General features: G+C 59.6%; 13 protein-coding genes. 8 read left to right on the top strand and 5 right to left on the bottom strand.

The features are described 5' to 3' along the window. Positions 1 to 25: 25 nt before the first annotated feature. Positions 26 to 595, top strand: coding sequence for a hypothetical protein (locus tag NYR50_RS15015; protein WP_092733473.1), 570 nt, complete (start codon positions 26 to 28; stop codon positions 593 to 595). 103 nt (positions 596 to 698) lie between these two features. On the opposite strand, the gene NYR50_RS15010 is transcribed toward NYR50_RS15015, so the two are convergent. The 4 genes from NYR50_RS15010 to NYR50_RS14995 all read right to left on the bottom strand — a co-directional run bounded on the left by NYR50_RS15010 (position 699) and on the right by NYR50_RS14995 (position 3,354). Continuing rightward, on the bottom strand, positions 699 to 1,205 hold the full coding sequence (locus tag NYR50_RS15010) for a DUF992 domain-containing protein (protein ID WP_174012208.1): 507 nt from the start codon (positions 1,203 to 1,205) through the stop codon (positions 699 to 701). Then, positions 1,202 to 1,549 carry a BON domain-containing protein gene (locus tag NYR50_RS15005; RefSeq protein ID WP_174012210.1) on the bottom strand — a complete coding sequence of 116 codons (348 nt, stop codon included), beginning with the start codon at positions 1,547 to 1,549 and terminating at the stop codon, positions 1,202 to 1,204. The genes NYR50_RS15010 and NYR50_RS15005 overlap by 4 nt, the downstream gene beginning before the upstream one ends. A 7-nt stretch (positions 1,550 to 1,556) precedes the next feature. Beyond that, positions 1,557 to 1,736 (bottom strand): CsbD family protein, encoded by a 180-nt coding sequence (locus tag NYR50_RS15000; RefSeq protein ID WP_004445431.1) that lies wholly within the window; start codon positions 1,734 to 1,736, stop codon positions 1,557 to 1,559. 139 nt (positions 1,737 to 1,875) lie between these two features. Continuing rightward, on the bottom strand, positions 1,876 to 3,354 hold the full coding sequence (locus NYR50_RS14995; RefSeq protein WP_418137433.1) for a PAS domain S-box protein: 1,479 nt from the start codon (positions 3,352 to 3,354) through the stop codon (positions 1,876 to 1,878). Positions 3,355 to 3,588: 234 nt separating this feature from the next. On the opposite strand from NYR50_RS14995, the gene NYR50_RS14990 reads away from it, so the two are divergent. The 6 genes from NYR50_RS14990 (at position 3,589) to NYR50_RS14965 (ending at position 11,484) form a co-directional block, all read left to right on the top strand. After that, entirely contained in the window at positions 3,589 to 4,374 is a 786-nt protein-coding gene (locus NYR50_RS14990; protein ID WP_006311349.1) for a FadR/GntR family transcriptional regulator, read from the top strand. Positions 4,375 to 4,453: 79 nt separating this feature from the next. After that, positions 4,454 to 5,962: an ABC transporter substrate-binding protein gene (locus NYR50_RS14985; RefSeq protein WP_418137432.1), complete on the top strand. Its 1,509-nt coding sequence runs from the start codon at positions 4,454 to 4,456 to the stop codon at positions 5,960 to 5,962. Between the two features lie 67 nt (positions 5,963 to 6,029). Beyond that, positions 6,030 to 6,977 carry an ABC transporter permease gene (locus tag NYR50_RS14980; RefSeq protein WP_006311351.1) on the top strand — a complete coding sequence of 316 codons (948 nt, stop codon included), beginning with the start codon at positions 6,030 to 6,032 and terminating at the stop codon, positions 6,975 to 6,977. 12 nt (positions 6,978 to 6,989) lie between these two features. Beyond that, positions 6,990 to 7,862: an ABC transporter permease gene (locus NYR50_RS14975; protein ID WP_418137431.1), complete on the top strand. Its 873-nt coding sequence runs from the start codon at positions 6,990 to 6,992 to the stop codon at positions 7,860 to 7,862. Between the two features lie 21 nt (positions 7,863 to 7,883). Beyond that, entirely contained in the window at positions 7,884 to 9,668 is a 1,785-nt protein-coding gene (locus tag NYR50_RS14970; protein WP_418137430.1) for a gamma-glutamyltransferase family protein, read from the top strand. A 4-nt stretch (positions 9,669 to 9,672) separates the two neighbouring features. Continuing rightward, a complete protein-coding gene (locus tag NYR50_RS14965; protein WP_418137429.1) occupies positions 9,673 to 11,484 on the top strand; it encodes an ABC transporter ATP-binding protein in 1,812 nt (603 codons plus the stop codon). A 70-nt stretch (positions 11,485 to 11,554) separates the two neighbouring features. Here NYR50_RS14965 and NYR50_RS14960 read toward each other — a convergent pair whose 3' ends face one another. Then, the gene (locus NYR50_RS14960) at positions 11,555 to 11,758 is read right to left on the bottom strand and encodes a CsbD family protein (RefSeq protein ID WP_092733488.1); all 204 of its coding nucleotides are present in this window, start codon (positions 11,756 to 11,758) and stop codon (positions 11,555 to 11,557) included. A gap of 182 nt (positions 11,759 to 11,940) precedes the next feature. Here NYR50_RS14960 and NYR50_RS14955 point away from each other — a divergent pair, with 182 nt between their 5' ends. Next, complete coding sequence (locus tag NYR50_RS14955; protein WP_418137428.1) at positions 11,941 to 12,270, top strand: GCG_CRPN prefix-to-repeats domain-containing protein; 330 nt, start codon at positions 11,941 to 11,943, stop codon at positions 12,268 to 12,270. Positions 12,271 to 12,320: the final 50 nt, after the last annotated feature.

Genomic DNA, 12,320 nt, shown 5'->3' with positions numbered 1-12,320 from the left:
CTGTCCATTCAAACAGGAGATCACCATGTCCCACTCTGAAGACAATAAAGAAATCGAATCTTCCCCCGCCCCGAAAGCTGCGACGGAAGCGCCGGTGCCGCCACACAGGAAACATCGTCGCAAAACCGCGGCCATGACCTTCGCAGCCGTTGCCATTCTTGCTGTTGGTGCCGCCGCCGGTGCAGGTGCGGTCAAACTGACAAGGCCGACGCCTGAAATGGCGCCGATGACGCCCGTTGCCATTTCCACCGTCAAGGAAGGTAACCTCGTCACCTTCAAGGGCAAGGTGGCGGAAATCTTCGGCAACAAGTTCATCGTTCAGGATGAAAGCGGCCGGGCCCTCGTTGATACCGGACCGGAAGGCGAAAATGGAAAAGCCGCGAAGGTGGATGAGGCGATCAGCGTACAGGGGCGTTTCGATGATGGCGTGCTGCATGCGAGCTATATCGTTCGGCAGGATGGCACCATCGAAGCATTGGGCCCGGCAGGTGGTCCGCCTCGCCATGGTCCCAAGCATGATATGAGGCGCGGTCCGGCAGGTGAAATCGGCCATGGTCCGATGGAGGACGCACCGCCACCTCCGCCGAAGCCCTGACGCTTCTCGTCCATATCGCAATTTAAAAAGCGCGCCGCGATGATCGCGGCGCGCTTGCTGTTGCGTTGCTCATTGCCGGGGGAGAGATGCCCGGATGGGCGAGTTAACCTGCACGCTTCAGCTTCAGGTGCGACACACCCGCTGCGATATTGACGCCGGTGCCGACCTCGGCACTGATCGGCTGCAGCGCGAAGTTCTTGGCATTGCCGCCGATCAGCGCATTGGCGCCAACGCCAACGCCAACAGACGCACCTGCCGAAGCGCCGACATAGTCACCGCTCAGAGCACCGTCACCCACGCGGCTTGCTGCCGTGTTCAGCACGATCCAGCTCATATAGGTCTTGCCGGTCACGCCGATGTCGAGCCCGAGCTTGCCGATCGTGCCGGTATAACGCTCCGTCTTGCCGGCACGCTGGCGGAATTCGCAGTTCACGGCCTTGCTGGAACCGACGACAAGACCGACGCCGCCAGCGATTTCACAGGACAGGGTGCCGACGCGTTCCTTCTGCGCGGTTTCCGTTGCCCGCTTGCCGCTGTGCTTCGTTTCGGCGGAGGCGAGCGGGGCAATGGCCAGAGTTGCGATTGCAGTTGCAAGAACGAGTTTCTTCATTGTCTGTCACTCCTGTTATTATTCACGAGGTGGATGCGCGGGGAAGAGGCATCCAGATAGGTGTGGGGGCGCTGCCGGATCGCCAGATCGGCGATGATCGGCCGCGATGCGAAACATTCTGCGATGATGACCGCGCGTTCAAAGGCAGAGAGCGTTTCCACTTCGCCGGAGAGCACGATGCGGCCCTCGACGGATGTGACGGAGATCGAGCTGTTTTCCTGTCCATCCGCATAAGCGAGCACCGCTTGCAACGCGGCACACAGGCTGACCTCCTGGGGGAGGCAGCTTGCCGCTGGGGTCACTTCACAAGCAAGCATCATGGTGAAACCTTCTACCTTGAACATTGGCGGTTTACTTGAATGCTTTTTTGACGGTGTCCTTCGTCTGACCGAGCTTCTCCTGCGCCTGGCCGGCCAGTTTCTCGGCCTTGCCTTCCGCCTGAAGCTTGTCGTTGCCGGTGATCTTTCCGGCGGCTTCCTTGATGGTGCCCTTTGCCTGACGGGCGATACCTTCGATACGGTTATTATCCATGACGAATTCCTTCCATCGTTCGAGAGTGCCGCTGTTAGTAACGGCATGATGGAAAGATAGGCCGCGAAAATCGCCTCGTGCAGAGCAATAACTACTAGTTCAACTGGTACAAACTGACCTAATTTGCCTGAGGTAACCGCTATTTTTCCCTGCCGCCGGTAAACCCGCGTTCCCGCGCCCAGATGACTGCCGCGGTGCGGCGGTTGACGCCGATCTTGCCGTAGAGCGAGGCGATGTGGTTGCGGATCGTGTGTTTGGAGAGGTTCAGCCGGTCGCTCATTTCCTTGTCGCTGCAACCATCGCAGATCAGCGACAATATCTGCTCCTCCCGATCCGTCAGGTCCTTCAGCGATGCGGAGGTCGACGCACCGCGCGAATTCTGCCGCAGCCCCGCCAACCGCTCCACCACGGTGCGGCTGAACCAGGAGGTGTCGGTCATCACGCTTTCGATGGCTTCGATCAACTCGTTCTCGGATCTGCGTCTCTCGGTGACATCCTGTATCGCCCAGATGACACAGAGCTGGTCGTTGATTTCGGCGCGTTCGGCGGAAACGAGGCATTCGGCTGCGCCGTCATCGGCAAGGTTCATGCGCATGGCCTCATTGCGGATCGGGATATTGTCCTTCAGCCGCTTTTCAATGTCGCGCCGCGCCGCCACATCGTCCCACAGTCGCAATTCGCTTGCGGTCTTGCCGACCACCTCGGCTTCCTTGCGGCCGCACAGCGTCAGAAAAGCATCGTTGACTTCGGTCAGCACGAAGTCGTCCAGCCTCGAAATCGCTGCCGGCACGGGCGAGAGGCGGAAGGATTTGAAGAAACGCTCCTCGCTCTGACGAAGGGCATTCTGGGCTTTTCGGCGGCCATCGAGATCGGCGAAGGTGAACAGCATGCAGGGCTCTTCGGCAACGGCAATCGTTTCCCCCGCAACGATCACCAGCCTGTCGCCGCCGGGAATGGGAATGAGCGCCTCGCGGTGGCGGATGACGCGACCTTCATGCAGCCGTTTCAGGGCGTCTTCGCCGGTCTCGCATTCGGAAAACAGCCCGAGTTCCTCGACGCTGATGCCGATGATCTCCTCGCGGCTGAATCCTGTCATTTCCAGAAAACCCTGATTGACGCGAATGAAGCGCTCGTCTTCCAACCGGCAGATCAGGCCCGGCGCCGGATTGGCGTTAAAGGCGCTCTCGAACCGCGCTTCCGCCTCGAAGCGCGGTGTCTCGTCGCGAATGATCAGCACCAGCACATCCGGTTTCGCGCCGGCATCTTCGAGAATGAGACCGCGCACGGTGTGGACCCAGCATTCGGTTTCATCGTCGCTCGGCGATATCTCCACCGTCACATCTTCGAATGTCTCTCCGGCGAGAAGCCGTTCAAGCGGATACTGCCCTTCGTCGAGAAGATGGTTGTTGCGATAGCGAAGCGTGAAATTCCGCCTGTAGCTTTCGGTGTCAGCGCCAAGCTCGGATATCGCCTCTATGCGGTGCATCTCAAGTGCAGCCCTGTTGGCCCAGGCGATTGTTCCGTCGTTTTCGAGCAATATCAGCCCGTCACTCAGCCCGGCTATCAGGTTCTGCAATACAAGCCGGTTGATCTTTGGAATATCCACGCTGTCGTCCATATCGCCCCCGGCATCTCATGATCTGCGAGACTATAACGCATGGTTTCGCCAAGTGTTGCAGCGTGTTGCGGAGGGAACGTTTGTTGTCGGGTTCCCTGTTCTAGAACGTGCAGATGAAAGCCGCGCGCAGCCTTTGAAAAATGCTTTGTGCCCATGTTTTGAGCACCAAAAATTATGGTTCAAAAATACGCTTGACCTGCACCCGAATTTCTCCCCAAATGAACCAATACAAGATTGGTTCACAGAAATGGTGCGGCATTGACGGCGGGTCCCAACGACAACTCCAACTACGCGCTTGCTCGCCTTCGGGACTATATTCACACGAATGAGGTCTCGAAGGACGGCCGCTTACCGACAGAACGGGCCTTTGCCGAAAGTTTTAACGTCGGCCGCCGCGCCGTTCGGCGCGCCTTGGAAGTATTGGAAGCAGAGGGCCTGATCTGGCGGCGGCAGGGGGCCGGAACCTTTGTGGGTGAAAAACCGGATGATTGGTCCGCCCAGGTCACGGAACTGGTCGCCGGTACGGATTTCATGGAAATCATGGAGGTGCGCCTGCGCATCGAGCCGCAACTGGCGCAGCTTGCTGCCATGCGCGCAAAGCCGGCCGAGGTGGAGCGTATGCGCGCCCTTGTGGAAAAGACCGGCCAAAGCACCGATGCCGATGCCAAGGAATTATGGGACGGTTCGCTCCATCGGCAGATCGCCCAGAGCGCCGGCAACAAGCTGTTCCTGTCGATCTTCGATGTCGTCAACCGTATCCGACAGGACGATACATGGCAGTCGATCCGTGAACTTGCCCGCCGCAGTGGTACGAATGGCAGGGCGTCTTTTGAACAGCACATGGCCATTGTTGAAGCCATCGCCGACCGTGATCCGGCGCGCGCTGGTGAAGCCATGCGCCAGCACCTTCTCATGCATCAGGAAAGGTTGATCCGCGCCACCTCGCTCGGCTTTCTGGAAGAGAGAACCGGGGAGGGCGATGCGGCTGAGGCCGATAATTCGCTAACCGAGGCTTCTTGAGGCCACGGGTGAAAACTGTCGTCCCTTGAAGGGGCGGCCAATGACAAAAAGTCAAAATAACCAGACCAGAGGAAAGAACATGAAGAAAATCCAGACACTGACTGCTGCGCTGTTGGCAAGCGCTGTGCTCGCCGTGCCGGCGCTATCGTCCGAATTGCGCATCGGCCTCAACGACGACGCCGATGTGCTCGACCCCGCGCAGTCGCGCACCTTTGTCGGCCGCATCGTCTACACCGCCATGTGCGACAAGCTGGTGGATATCTCGCAGGATATGAAGATCGTGCCGCAGCTGGCCACCGAATGGGCCTGGTCCGAAGGCGGCAAGGTGTTGACCATGAAAATCCGTGATGGTGTCAAATTCCACGATGGCGAGACGCTGGATGCGGCTGCCGTCGTCGCCACCATCGAGCGCAACATGACGCTGCCGGAATCGCGCCGCAAGAGCGAACTGTCCTCGGTCGAGAAGGTCGAGGCGACGGGACCGCTGGACGTTAAATTTACGCTTAAGACGCCTGACGTTACCCTGCTGGCGCAGCTTTCAGACCGCGCCGGTATGATCGTGGCGCCGAAAGCGGCGAAGGAACTGGGTGCGAATTTCGGCTCCAAGCCGGTCTGCGCCGGACCGTTCAAATTCGTCGAGCGCATCCAGCAGGACCGTATCGTGCTGGAGAAATTCGCCGACTATTGGGACAAGGACAAGATCCTCGTCGACAAGATCGTTTATCTGCCAATCCCCGATACTACCGTGAAGCTGGCGAACCTTCGTGCAGGCGACCTTGATATCGCCGAGCGCATCTCGGCGTCGGATGCGGAATCGGTCAAAAACGATCCCAAACTGACCTATGCCGATGTGATCGGGCCGGGTTACATGGCTATGTATGTCAACATCAATAATGGCGCGCGCGCCGACAATCCGCTCGGCAAGGACAAGCGCCTGCGCCAGGCTTTCTCTTACGCGATTGACCGCGAAGCGATTGGCCAGATCGTGTTTGAGGGTACCTCCAAAGCCGGCAATCAGTCATTCCCACCGACAAGCCCATGGTTCAACCAGAACTTGCCTGTACCGACGCGCGACATCGACAAGGCCAAGCAACTGATGAAGGAGGCGGGCTACGAGACGCTCGATGTCGAACTCCAGCACGCCAACAACACAACACAGACGCAGATGATGCAGGTCATCCAGGCCATGGTGGCGGAGGCCGGTTTCAACGTCACCCTGAAGGCGACCGAATTTGCGACGCTCCTGTCCGAACAGACTGCCGGCAATTACCAGCTCAGCCGTTCCGACTGGTCGGGACGTATCGATCCCGATGGCAACCTGCACCAGTTCGTCACCTGCAAGGGCGGCATCAATGATGTGAAATATTGCAATCCCGAGGTCGATAAGCTGCTGAACGAGGCCCGCGCCTCGACCGAAGATGCGGTCCGCAAGGAAAAATACGATGCCGCAAGCGTCATCCTCAACGATGACATGCCGATCATCTATCTCGGCCACCAGCCCTATGCCTATGCCATTTCCAACAAGGTCAAGGGTTGGGCGCCTTCGCCTGATGGCATGATCCGCCTTCTCGGCGTTTCCAAGGACTGATCGCTTCGCATAGGTCGCACGGCTTGCCGTGCGGCCGCCAAGACCGGACCCAAACGGGGGCAATGCCATGCCTGTTTATATCGGCAAGCGACTGCTGGTCGCGATCCCGACGCTTCTAATCATTTCCATCTTCGTTTTCTCGCTGCAGAAACTGCTACCGGGTGATCCGGTGCTTGCCATGGCGGGCGAGGAGCGTGATCCCGCGACGATCGAATTCCTGCGTGAGAAATATCGCCTCAATGACCCCGTGCCGCTGCAGTACCTTAATTGGCTGGGTGGCGTGGTGACTGGCGATTTCGGTATCTCGCTGCGGACGAACCAGCCGGTGCTGGAACTGATCGGCCAGAAGCTGCCTGTCACCATTCAGCTGGCTGTCATGGCGATGTTTTTTGCCATGGTCATCGGCATTCCCATCGGCATTCTGGCTGCCGTCAAGAAGAATACGTGGATCGATTACACGGCCAATATCGTGGCGCTTTCCGGCCTGTCCATCCCGAATTTCTGGCTCGGCATCATGCTGATCCTGCTGGTGTCGGTGAAGCTCGGCTGGCTGCCGGCATCCGGTTATGAATCGATCTTCGTTGACCCGGTGCGCTCCATCGAAACCATGATCATGCCCGCTTTCGTTTTGGGCAACGCGCTTGCGGCAACGCTGATGCGCCATACACGTTCGGCGATGGTGGCGGTGTTAAGTTCCGATTACATCCGCACCGCTCGCGCCAAGGGGCTCTCGCCGCGCGAGATCATTCTGTCGCATAGTTTCCGTAATGCGCTTCTGCCGGTCATCACGCTGCTGGCGCTGCTCTTCGGGGAACTGCTGGCCGGTGCGGTTCTGACAGAGCAGATATTCACCATCCCAGGCTTCGGAAAGATGACGGTCGATGCGGTGTTCACGCGGGATTACGCCGTCGTGCAAGGCATTGTTCTATGCACCGCTGTTGGTTTCATCCTCATGAACCTTCTGGCCGATATCGCCTATGTCCTGCTCAACCCCCGCCTCAGGGCGACAATCTAAGGCCCTGATATCATGACTGTTCTTGATCAAAACATCTCCGTACCGGCGACACGGCAGGAAAGCCGCGCCTGGAAAAAAATGAAGCGCAACAAATCGGCGCTTGTCGGCTTGATCATCGTGCTGTTTTTCGCCGTGCTTGCCATCGCCGCGCCGATCCTGCCGATTGCCGACCCGGTTGCGACGAGCTGGTCGGCCATCCGCAAGGCGCCGTCGGCGGCCCACTGGCTGGGCACTGATGATCTCGGGCGCGACATTCTCTCACGCATGATCTATGGCGCCCGCGCCTCGTTGATGGCAGGCGTTGTCTCCGTGATGATCGCGGTGGTGATTGGCGTGCCCTTCGGTTTGATTGCCGGTTATTTTGGTGGCTGGGTGGATATGGTGATTTCCCGCATCACCGAAGCGTTGCTGGCCATGCCCTTCCTGATCATGGCGATTGCGCTTGCGGCGTTCCTTGGCCCGAGCCTCACCAATGCGATGATCGCCATCGGCCTTTCCGCCATGCCGATTTTCGTGCGGTTGACGCGCGGGCAGGTGCTGGCCGTCAAGATGGAAGATTATGTCGAGGGGGCGAGGTCCATCGGACTGAACCACATCGATATCATGACCCGCTACATCCTGCCGAATGTCTTTGCCCCCATCATCGTGCAGGCGACGCTGACGGTGGCGACCGCCATCATCGCGGAGGCGAGCCTTTCCTTCCTCGGCCTTGGCCAGCAGGCGCCCGCGCCATCCTGGGGTTCGATGCTGAACACCGCGAAGAATTTCTTGAGCCAGGCGCCGTGGATGACGATGTGGCCCGGCATCGCCATCTTCCTCGTCGTCATCGGTTTCAATCTTCTGGGCGATGGCCTGCGCGATGCGCTCGATCCGCGCGAAGCATGATTTTTTACAAGGAATATCGGAATGACTGAATTCACCACACGCCCTGAAATCCTTGGCACCTTCGGCGTCGTCACCTCAACGCACTGGATTGCCTCGGCGGTTGGCATGGCGATCCTCGAAAAAGGCGGCAATGCTTTCGACGCCGCCGTCGCCACCGGTTTCGTTCTGCAGATCGTAGAGCCGCATCTCTGCGGCCCCGGCGGCGACATGCCCGCCGTGTTTTATTCGAAGCAGAAGGACAAGGTGGAAGTCATCTGTGCGCAGGGGCCGGCCCCGAGCGGTGCGACGATCGAGCACTATACGTCGGAAGGGCTGAAGCTGATTCCCGGCGACGGATTGCTCGCCACTGTCATTCCCGGCGCCTTCGATGGCTGGATGCTGATGCTGCGCGACTATGGCACAATGAGCGTGCGCGAGGTGCTGGAACCCGCCATCTATTATGCCGAGCATGGGCACCCGACGCTGCCGCGTGTCTCCGCCACCATCAAGGGTCTGGCCGACTTCTTCGAGAGGGAATGGCCAACATCGTACGAGACATGGCTGCGTGGCGGTGCCGCGCCGGAACCTCACGCCAGTTTCCGCAACCCGGTTCTAGCCGCGACCTATCAGCGGATCATCACCGAATCCGAAGCGCGCTCCGGCCGTGAGAACCAGATCGAGGCGGCACGCGATGCCTTTTATCGGGGTTTCGTTGCGGAAGCCATCGACGGTTACGTGAGGACCGCAGAGGTCATGGATGCCAGTGGCGCGCGGCACAAGGGCGTGCTGACGGCGCAGGATATGGCCGGGTGGAGTGCGACCGTCGAAGCGCCGCAGACGCTCGACTATCACGACTGGACGATTGCCAAGACGCCCGCTTGGGGACAGGGGCCGGTTCTGCTGCAATCGCTGGCGCTTCTGAAGGGCTTCGACATTACTTCCATGGACCCGTCCGGTCCCGACTTCATCCACACCGTCGTCGAAGCCATGAAGCTCGCCTTTGCCGACCGCGAGGTCTATTACGGCGATCCGGAATTTGGCCAGATTCCGACGGAATATCTTCTCTCCGAAGGCTATAATGCCGGACGCCGGGCGTTGATCGGCAGTGAGGCCTCGCTGGAACTGCGCCCCGGCACCGTGCCCGGTTACGAAAAGCAGGTGGATGCCACCTTGGCCATGCTGGCCGAAATGAGTGGCAAGGGTACCGTCTACGAGCCGACCATGTCGCATCTGACGGAAAAGCGCGGTGACACCGTGCATATCGATGTCATCGACCGCTGGGGTAACATGGTCTCCACCACGCCTTCGGGCGGCTGGCTGCAATCCTCGCCCATCGTGCCGGGTCTAGGTTTCGCGCTCAATTCCCGCGCCCAGATGTTCTGGCTGAAGGAAGGCCTGCCGACCTCGCTTGCGCCGGGCAAACGCCCGCGCACCACGCTGACGCCCTCATTAGCGCTGCATCAGGGACGCTCGTCGATGGTGTTCGGCACGCCCGGCGGCGACCAGCAGGACCAGTGGCAACTGCCGTTCTTCCTTCGTTATGTCCACCACGGCAAGAACCTGCAGGCGTCCATCGACATGCCGCTGTTCCACACCTCGCATTTTCCGGGCTCGTTTTACCCGCGCACCAGTTCGCCGGGTGAAATCATGGTGGAAAGCACGGTGGGTGAGGCGACGCTCGATGAGCTTCGCCGTCGCGGCCACCGGGTCACTGTTGCCGATGCCTGGTCGGTCGGGCGCCTGACCGCGGCGAGGCGGGATGCGGATGGCCTGTTGCGAGCGGCCGCAACACCCCGTCTGATGCAGGCCTATGCGGTGGGGCGTTGACACCATGGAGACAAAACCCGTCCTGTCCGTCCGTAATCTGACCACGTCCTTTCTCGTTGACGACGAATGGAAGAGCGTTGTGCGCAATGTCTCCTTCGATGTCGCGCCCGGCGAAACCGTCGCGATCGTCGGCGAGTCCGGCTCCGGCAAGTCCGTCACCTCGCTGTCGATCATGCGGCTGCTCAGCCCTGCCTCCAGCCGGATCGAAGGCGAAGTGCTGCTGAACGGGCGCAATCTGCTGACGCTTTCCGAAAAGGAGATGCGCGGCGTGCGCGGCAACGATATCTCGATGATCTTTCAGGAGCCGATGACCTCGCTCAACCCGATCTTCACCATCGGTCGCCAGATTTCCGAAGTCCTTATCAGGCACAAGGGGCTTTCGAAACAGGAGGCTCGGGCGGAAACGGTGCGGCTTCTGGAGAAGGTCCGTATTCCCAACGCGGCGAGCCGTTTCGACGAATATCCGCACCAGTTTTCCGGCGGCATGCGCCAACGCGTGATGATCGCCATGGCGCTAGCTTCGCGGCCGAAGCTCTTGATCGCCGACGAGCCGACGACGGCGCTCGACGTCACCATTCAGGGCCAGATCCTCGACTTGATCAAACTGCTTCAGGAAGAGGAGGGCATGTCGGTTCTCTTCATCACTCACGACATGGGTGTGGTGGCCGAAATCGCCGACCGGACGATCGTGATGTATCGCGGTGACGCGGTCGAGACCGGAGCGACCGAGGACATATTCCGACGTGGCCAGCATCCCTACACGCGGGCGCTGCTTTCGGCGGTGCCGAAGCTCGGCTCGATGCATGACCGGCAATGGCCGACGCGGTTTCCGGTGCTCGACCTCAAAACCGGTCTTTCGACCGAACCTCAGGAGGTGGCGGAGACGGTTGCGAGCGGTCAGACACCGGTTCTGTCGGTCAAGAGCCTCGTGACGAGGTTTCCCATCCGCTCCGGTGTTTGGGCGCGTCAGACGGGTGCGGTCCATGCCGTCGAAAACGTTTCCTTCGATCTCTTTCAGGGAGAGACGTTGTCGCTTGTGGGGGAATCCGGCTGCGGAAAATCCACCACAGGCCGCTCGATCATGCGCCTCGTGGAACCGTCATCCGGCGATGTGTCGCTCGACGGTTACGATGTGATGCGGCTCGATACCGTTGGGCTGCGCAACATGCGCAAATCCGTGCAGATGATCTTTCAGGACCCTTTCTCCTCGCTCAACCCACGCATGACTGTTGGCACGGCGATTTCCGAACCTTTCATCAAGCACAGGCTAGGCAGCACGAAACAGGCGAAGGAAAAGACGGCCGATCTTCTGGAGAAGGTAGGCCTGTCGGCCGATATGGCCAATCGCTACCCGCATGAATTTTCGGGTGGCCAGCGCCAGCGCATCGCGATTGCCCGCGCGCTTGCGCTCGATCCAAAGGTCATCGTCGCCGACGAAAGCGTTTCGGCGCTCGACGTATCGATCAAGGCGCAGGTCTGCAACCTGCTGCTCGACCTGCAGCAGAGCCTGAATCTTGCTTTCCTGTTCATTTCGCACGACATGGCGGTGGTTGAGCGCGTCAGCCATCGTGTAGCGGTGATGTATCTCGGCGAGATCGTGGAAATCGGGCCACGAGCCGCCGTTTTCGACAATCCGCAGCATCCGTACACAAAAAAGCTCATGGCAGCGGTACCGGTGCCCGACCCGGCCCGGCGCGGGATGAGACGCGGCATATCCAATGACGAGCTGAAAAGCCCGATACGAACAATGGGTTATGAAGCGCCGACGCGACATTACAGAACGGTATCACCTGGCCATCTGGTGCAGGTGGAATGATTCTCGAGAGATGTCCACTCGGCAAGTAGTTGGCACAAAACAAAAACCCCGCCGAAGCGGGGTCTTGTCTCTACCAGCCCTGACGACCGTACCAGTCGTCAATATCTTTCTTGGTCTGATCCTTTTCGTAGCCGTAACGCTCCTGAATCTTCCCTTCGAGCTGCTCGCGCTTGCCATTGATGACGTCGAGGTCGTCGTCGGTGAGTTTGCCCCACTGCTCCTTGACCTTACCCTTCATCTGCTTCCAGTTGCCTTCAACGCGATTCCAATCCATTGGGCTCTCCCTTTGTATTTTTCCTTGCATTGGTAAATGTACGAGCCGTCGCAGGGTTCCTTCTAGACGCGCCGATGTTGGTCACGGTTGCGGCCCGCTGCCACGAAAAGATCACGATTCATTCAGCCACAGTTCACCCGGCCGGGCGCTAAATCCCCTCATCCCACAAGGAGGGAGATAAGATGCGCAAGATGATTTTAACTGCCGGACTGATTTTCGGCGCCCTGTTCGGCACCGGCGCGAATGCCATGCCTGTCGGCCAACCGTCCGCACCGTCGGCATCCCATGTTCAGACCGTGGATTACGCCTGCGGACGCGGTTATCATTTGTCACCACGCGGCAATTGCCGACCGAATGGCCCGCCCCGGTACGAACGCGGCTGGGACCGCCGCGATCGCTGGGAAGCCCGCCGTGAATGGCGCGAGCGTCAGGCGAGGCGCGAATGGCGTCAGTGGCACGACCGCAGAGACTACCGTGACTACCGTGATCGCCGCGATTATTACCGCTACTGATCGAGAAAGGCCCTCTCCACTTTGGAGGGCCTTTCTCCCGATGGGGTGCC

Source organism: Agrobacterium sp. El2ro-1b (assembly GCF_048298475.1).
Lineage (GTDB): Bacteria > Pseudomonadota > Alphaproteobacteria > Rhizobiales > Rhizobiaceae > Agrobacterium > Agrobacterium fabrum.
This window is presented reverse-complemented; position numbering and strand designations above follow the sequence as displayed.

Bases quoted from the DNA above. Each gene is read 5' to 3' on its own strand.
- NYR50_RS15015 (WP_092733473.1), top strand. From the start codon at position 26: ATGTCCCACTCTGAAGACAATAAAGAAATCGAATCTTCCCCCGCCCCG.
- NYR50_RS15010 (WP_174012208.1), bottom strand. From the start codon at position 1,205: ATGAAGAAACTCGTTCTTGCAACTGCAATCGCAACTCTGGCCATTGCC.
- NYR50_RS15005 (WP_174012210.1), bottom strand. From the start codon at position 1,549: ATGTTCAAGGTAGAAGGTTTCACCATGATGCTTGCTTGTGAAGTGACC.
- NYR50_RS15000 (WP_004445431.1), bottom strand. From the start codon at position 1,736: ATGGATAATAACCGTATCGAAGGTATCGCCCGTCAGGCAAAGGGCACC.
- NYR50_RS14995 (WP_418137433.1), bottom strand. From the start codon at position 3,354: ATGGACGACAGCGTGGATATTCCAAAGATCAACCGGCTTGTATTGCAG.
- NYR50_RS14985 (WP_418137432.1), top strand. From the start codon at position 4,454: ATGAAGAAAATCCAGACACTGACTGCTGCGCTGTTGGCAAGCGCTGTG.
- NYR50_RS14980 (WP_006311351.1), top strand. From the start codon at position 6,030: ATGCCTGTTTATATCGGCAAGCGACTGCTGGTCGCGATCCCGACGCTT.
- NYR50_RS14975 (WP_418137431.1), top strand. From the start codon at position 6,990: ATGACTGTTCTTGATCAAAACATCTCCGTACCGGCGACACGGCAGGAA.
- NYR50_RS14970 (WP_418137430.1), top strand. From the start codon at position 7,884: ATGACTGAATTCACCACACGCCCTGAAATCCTTGGCACCTTCGGCGTC.
- NYR50_RS14965 (WP_418137429.1), top strand. From the start codon at position 9,673: ATGGAGACAAAACCCGTCCTGTCCGTCCGTAATCTGACCACGTCCTTT.
- NYR50_RS14960 (WP_092733488.1), bottom strand. From the start codon at position 11,758: ATGGATTGGAATCGCGTTGAAGGCAACTGGAAGCAGATGAAGGGTAAG.
- NYR50_RS14955 (WP_418137428.1), top strand. From the start codon at position 11,941: ATGCGCAAGATGATTTTAACTGCCGGACTGATTTTCGGCGCCCTGTTC.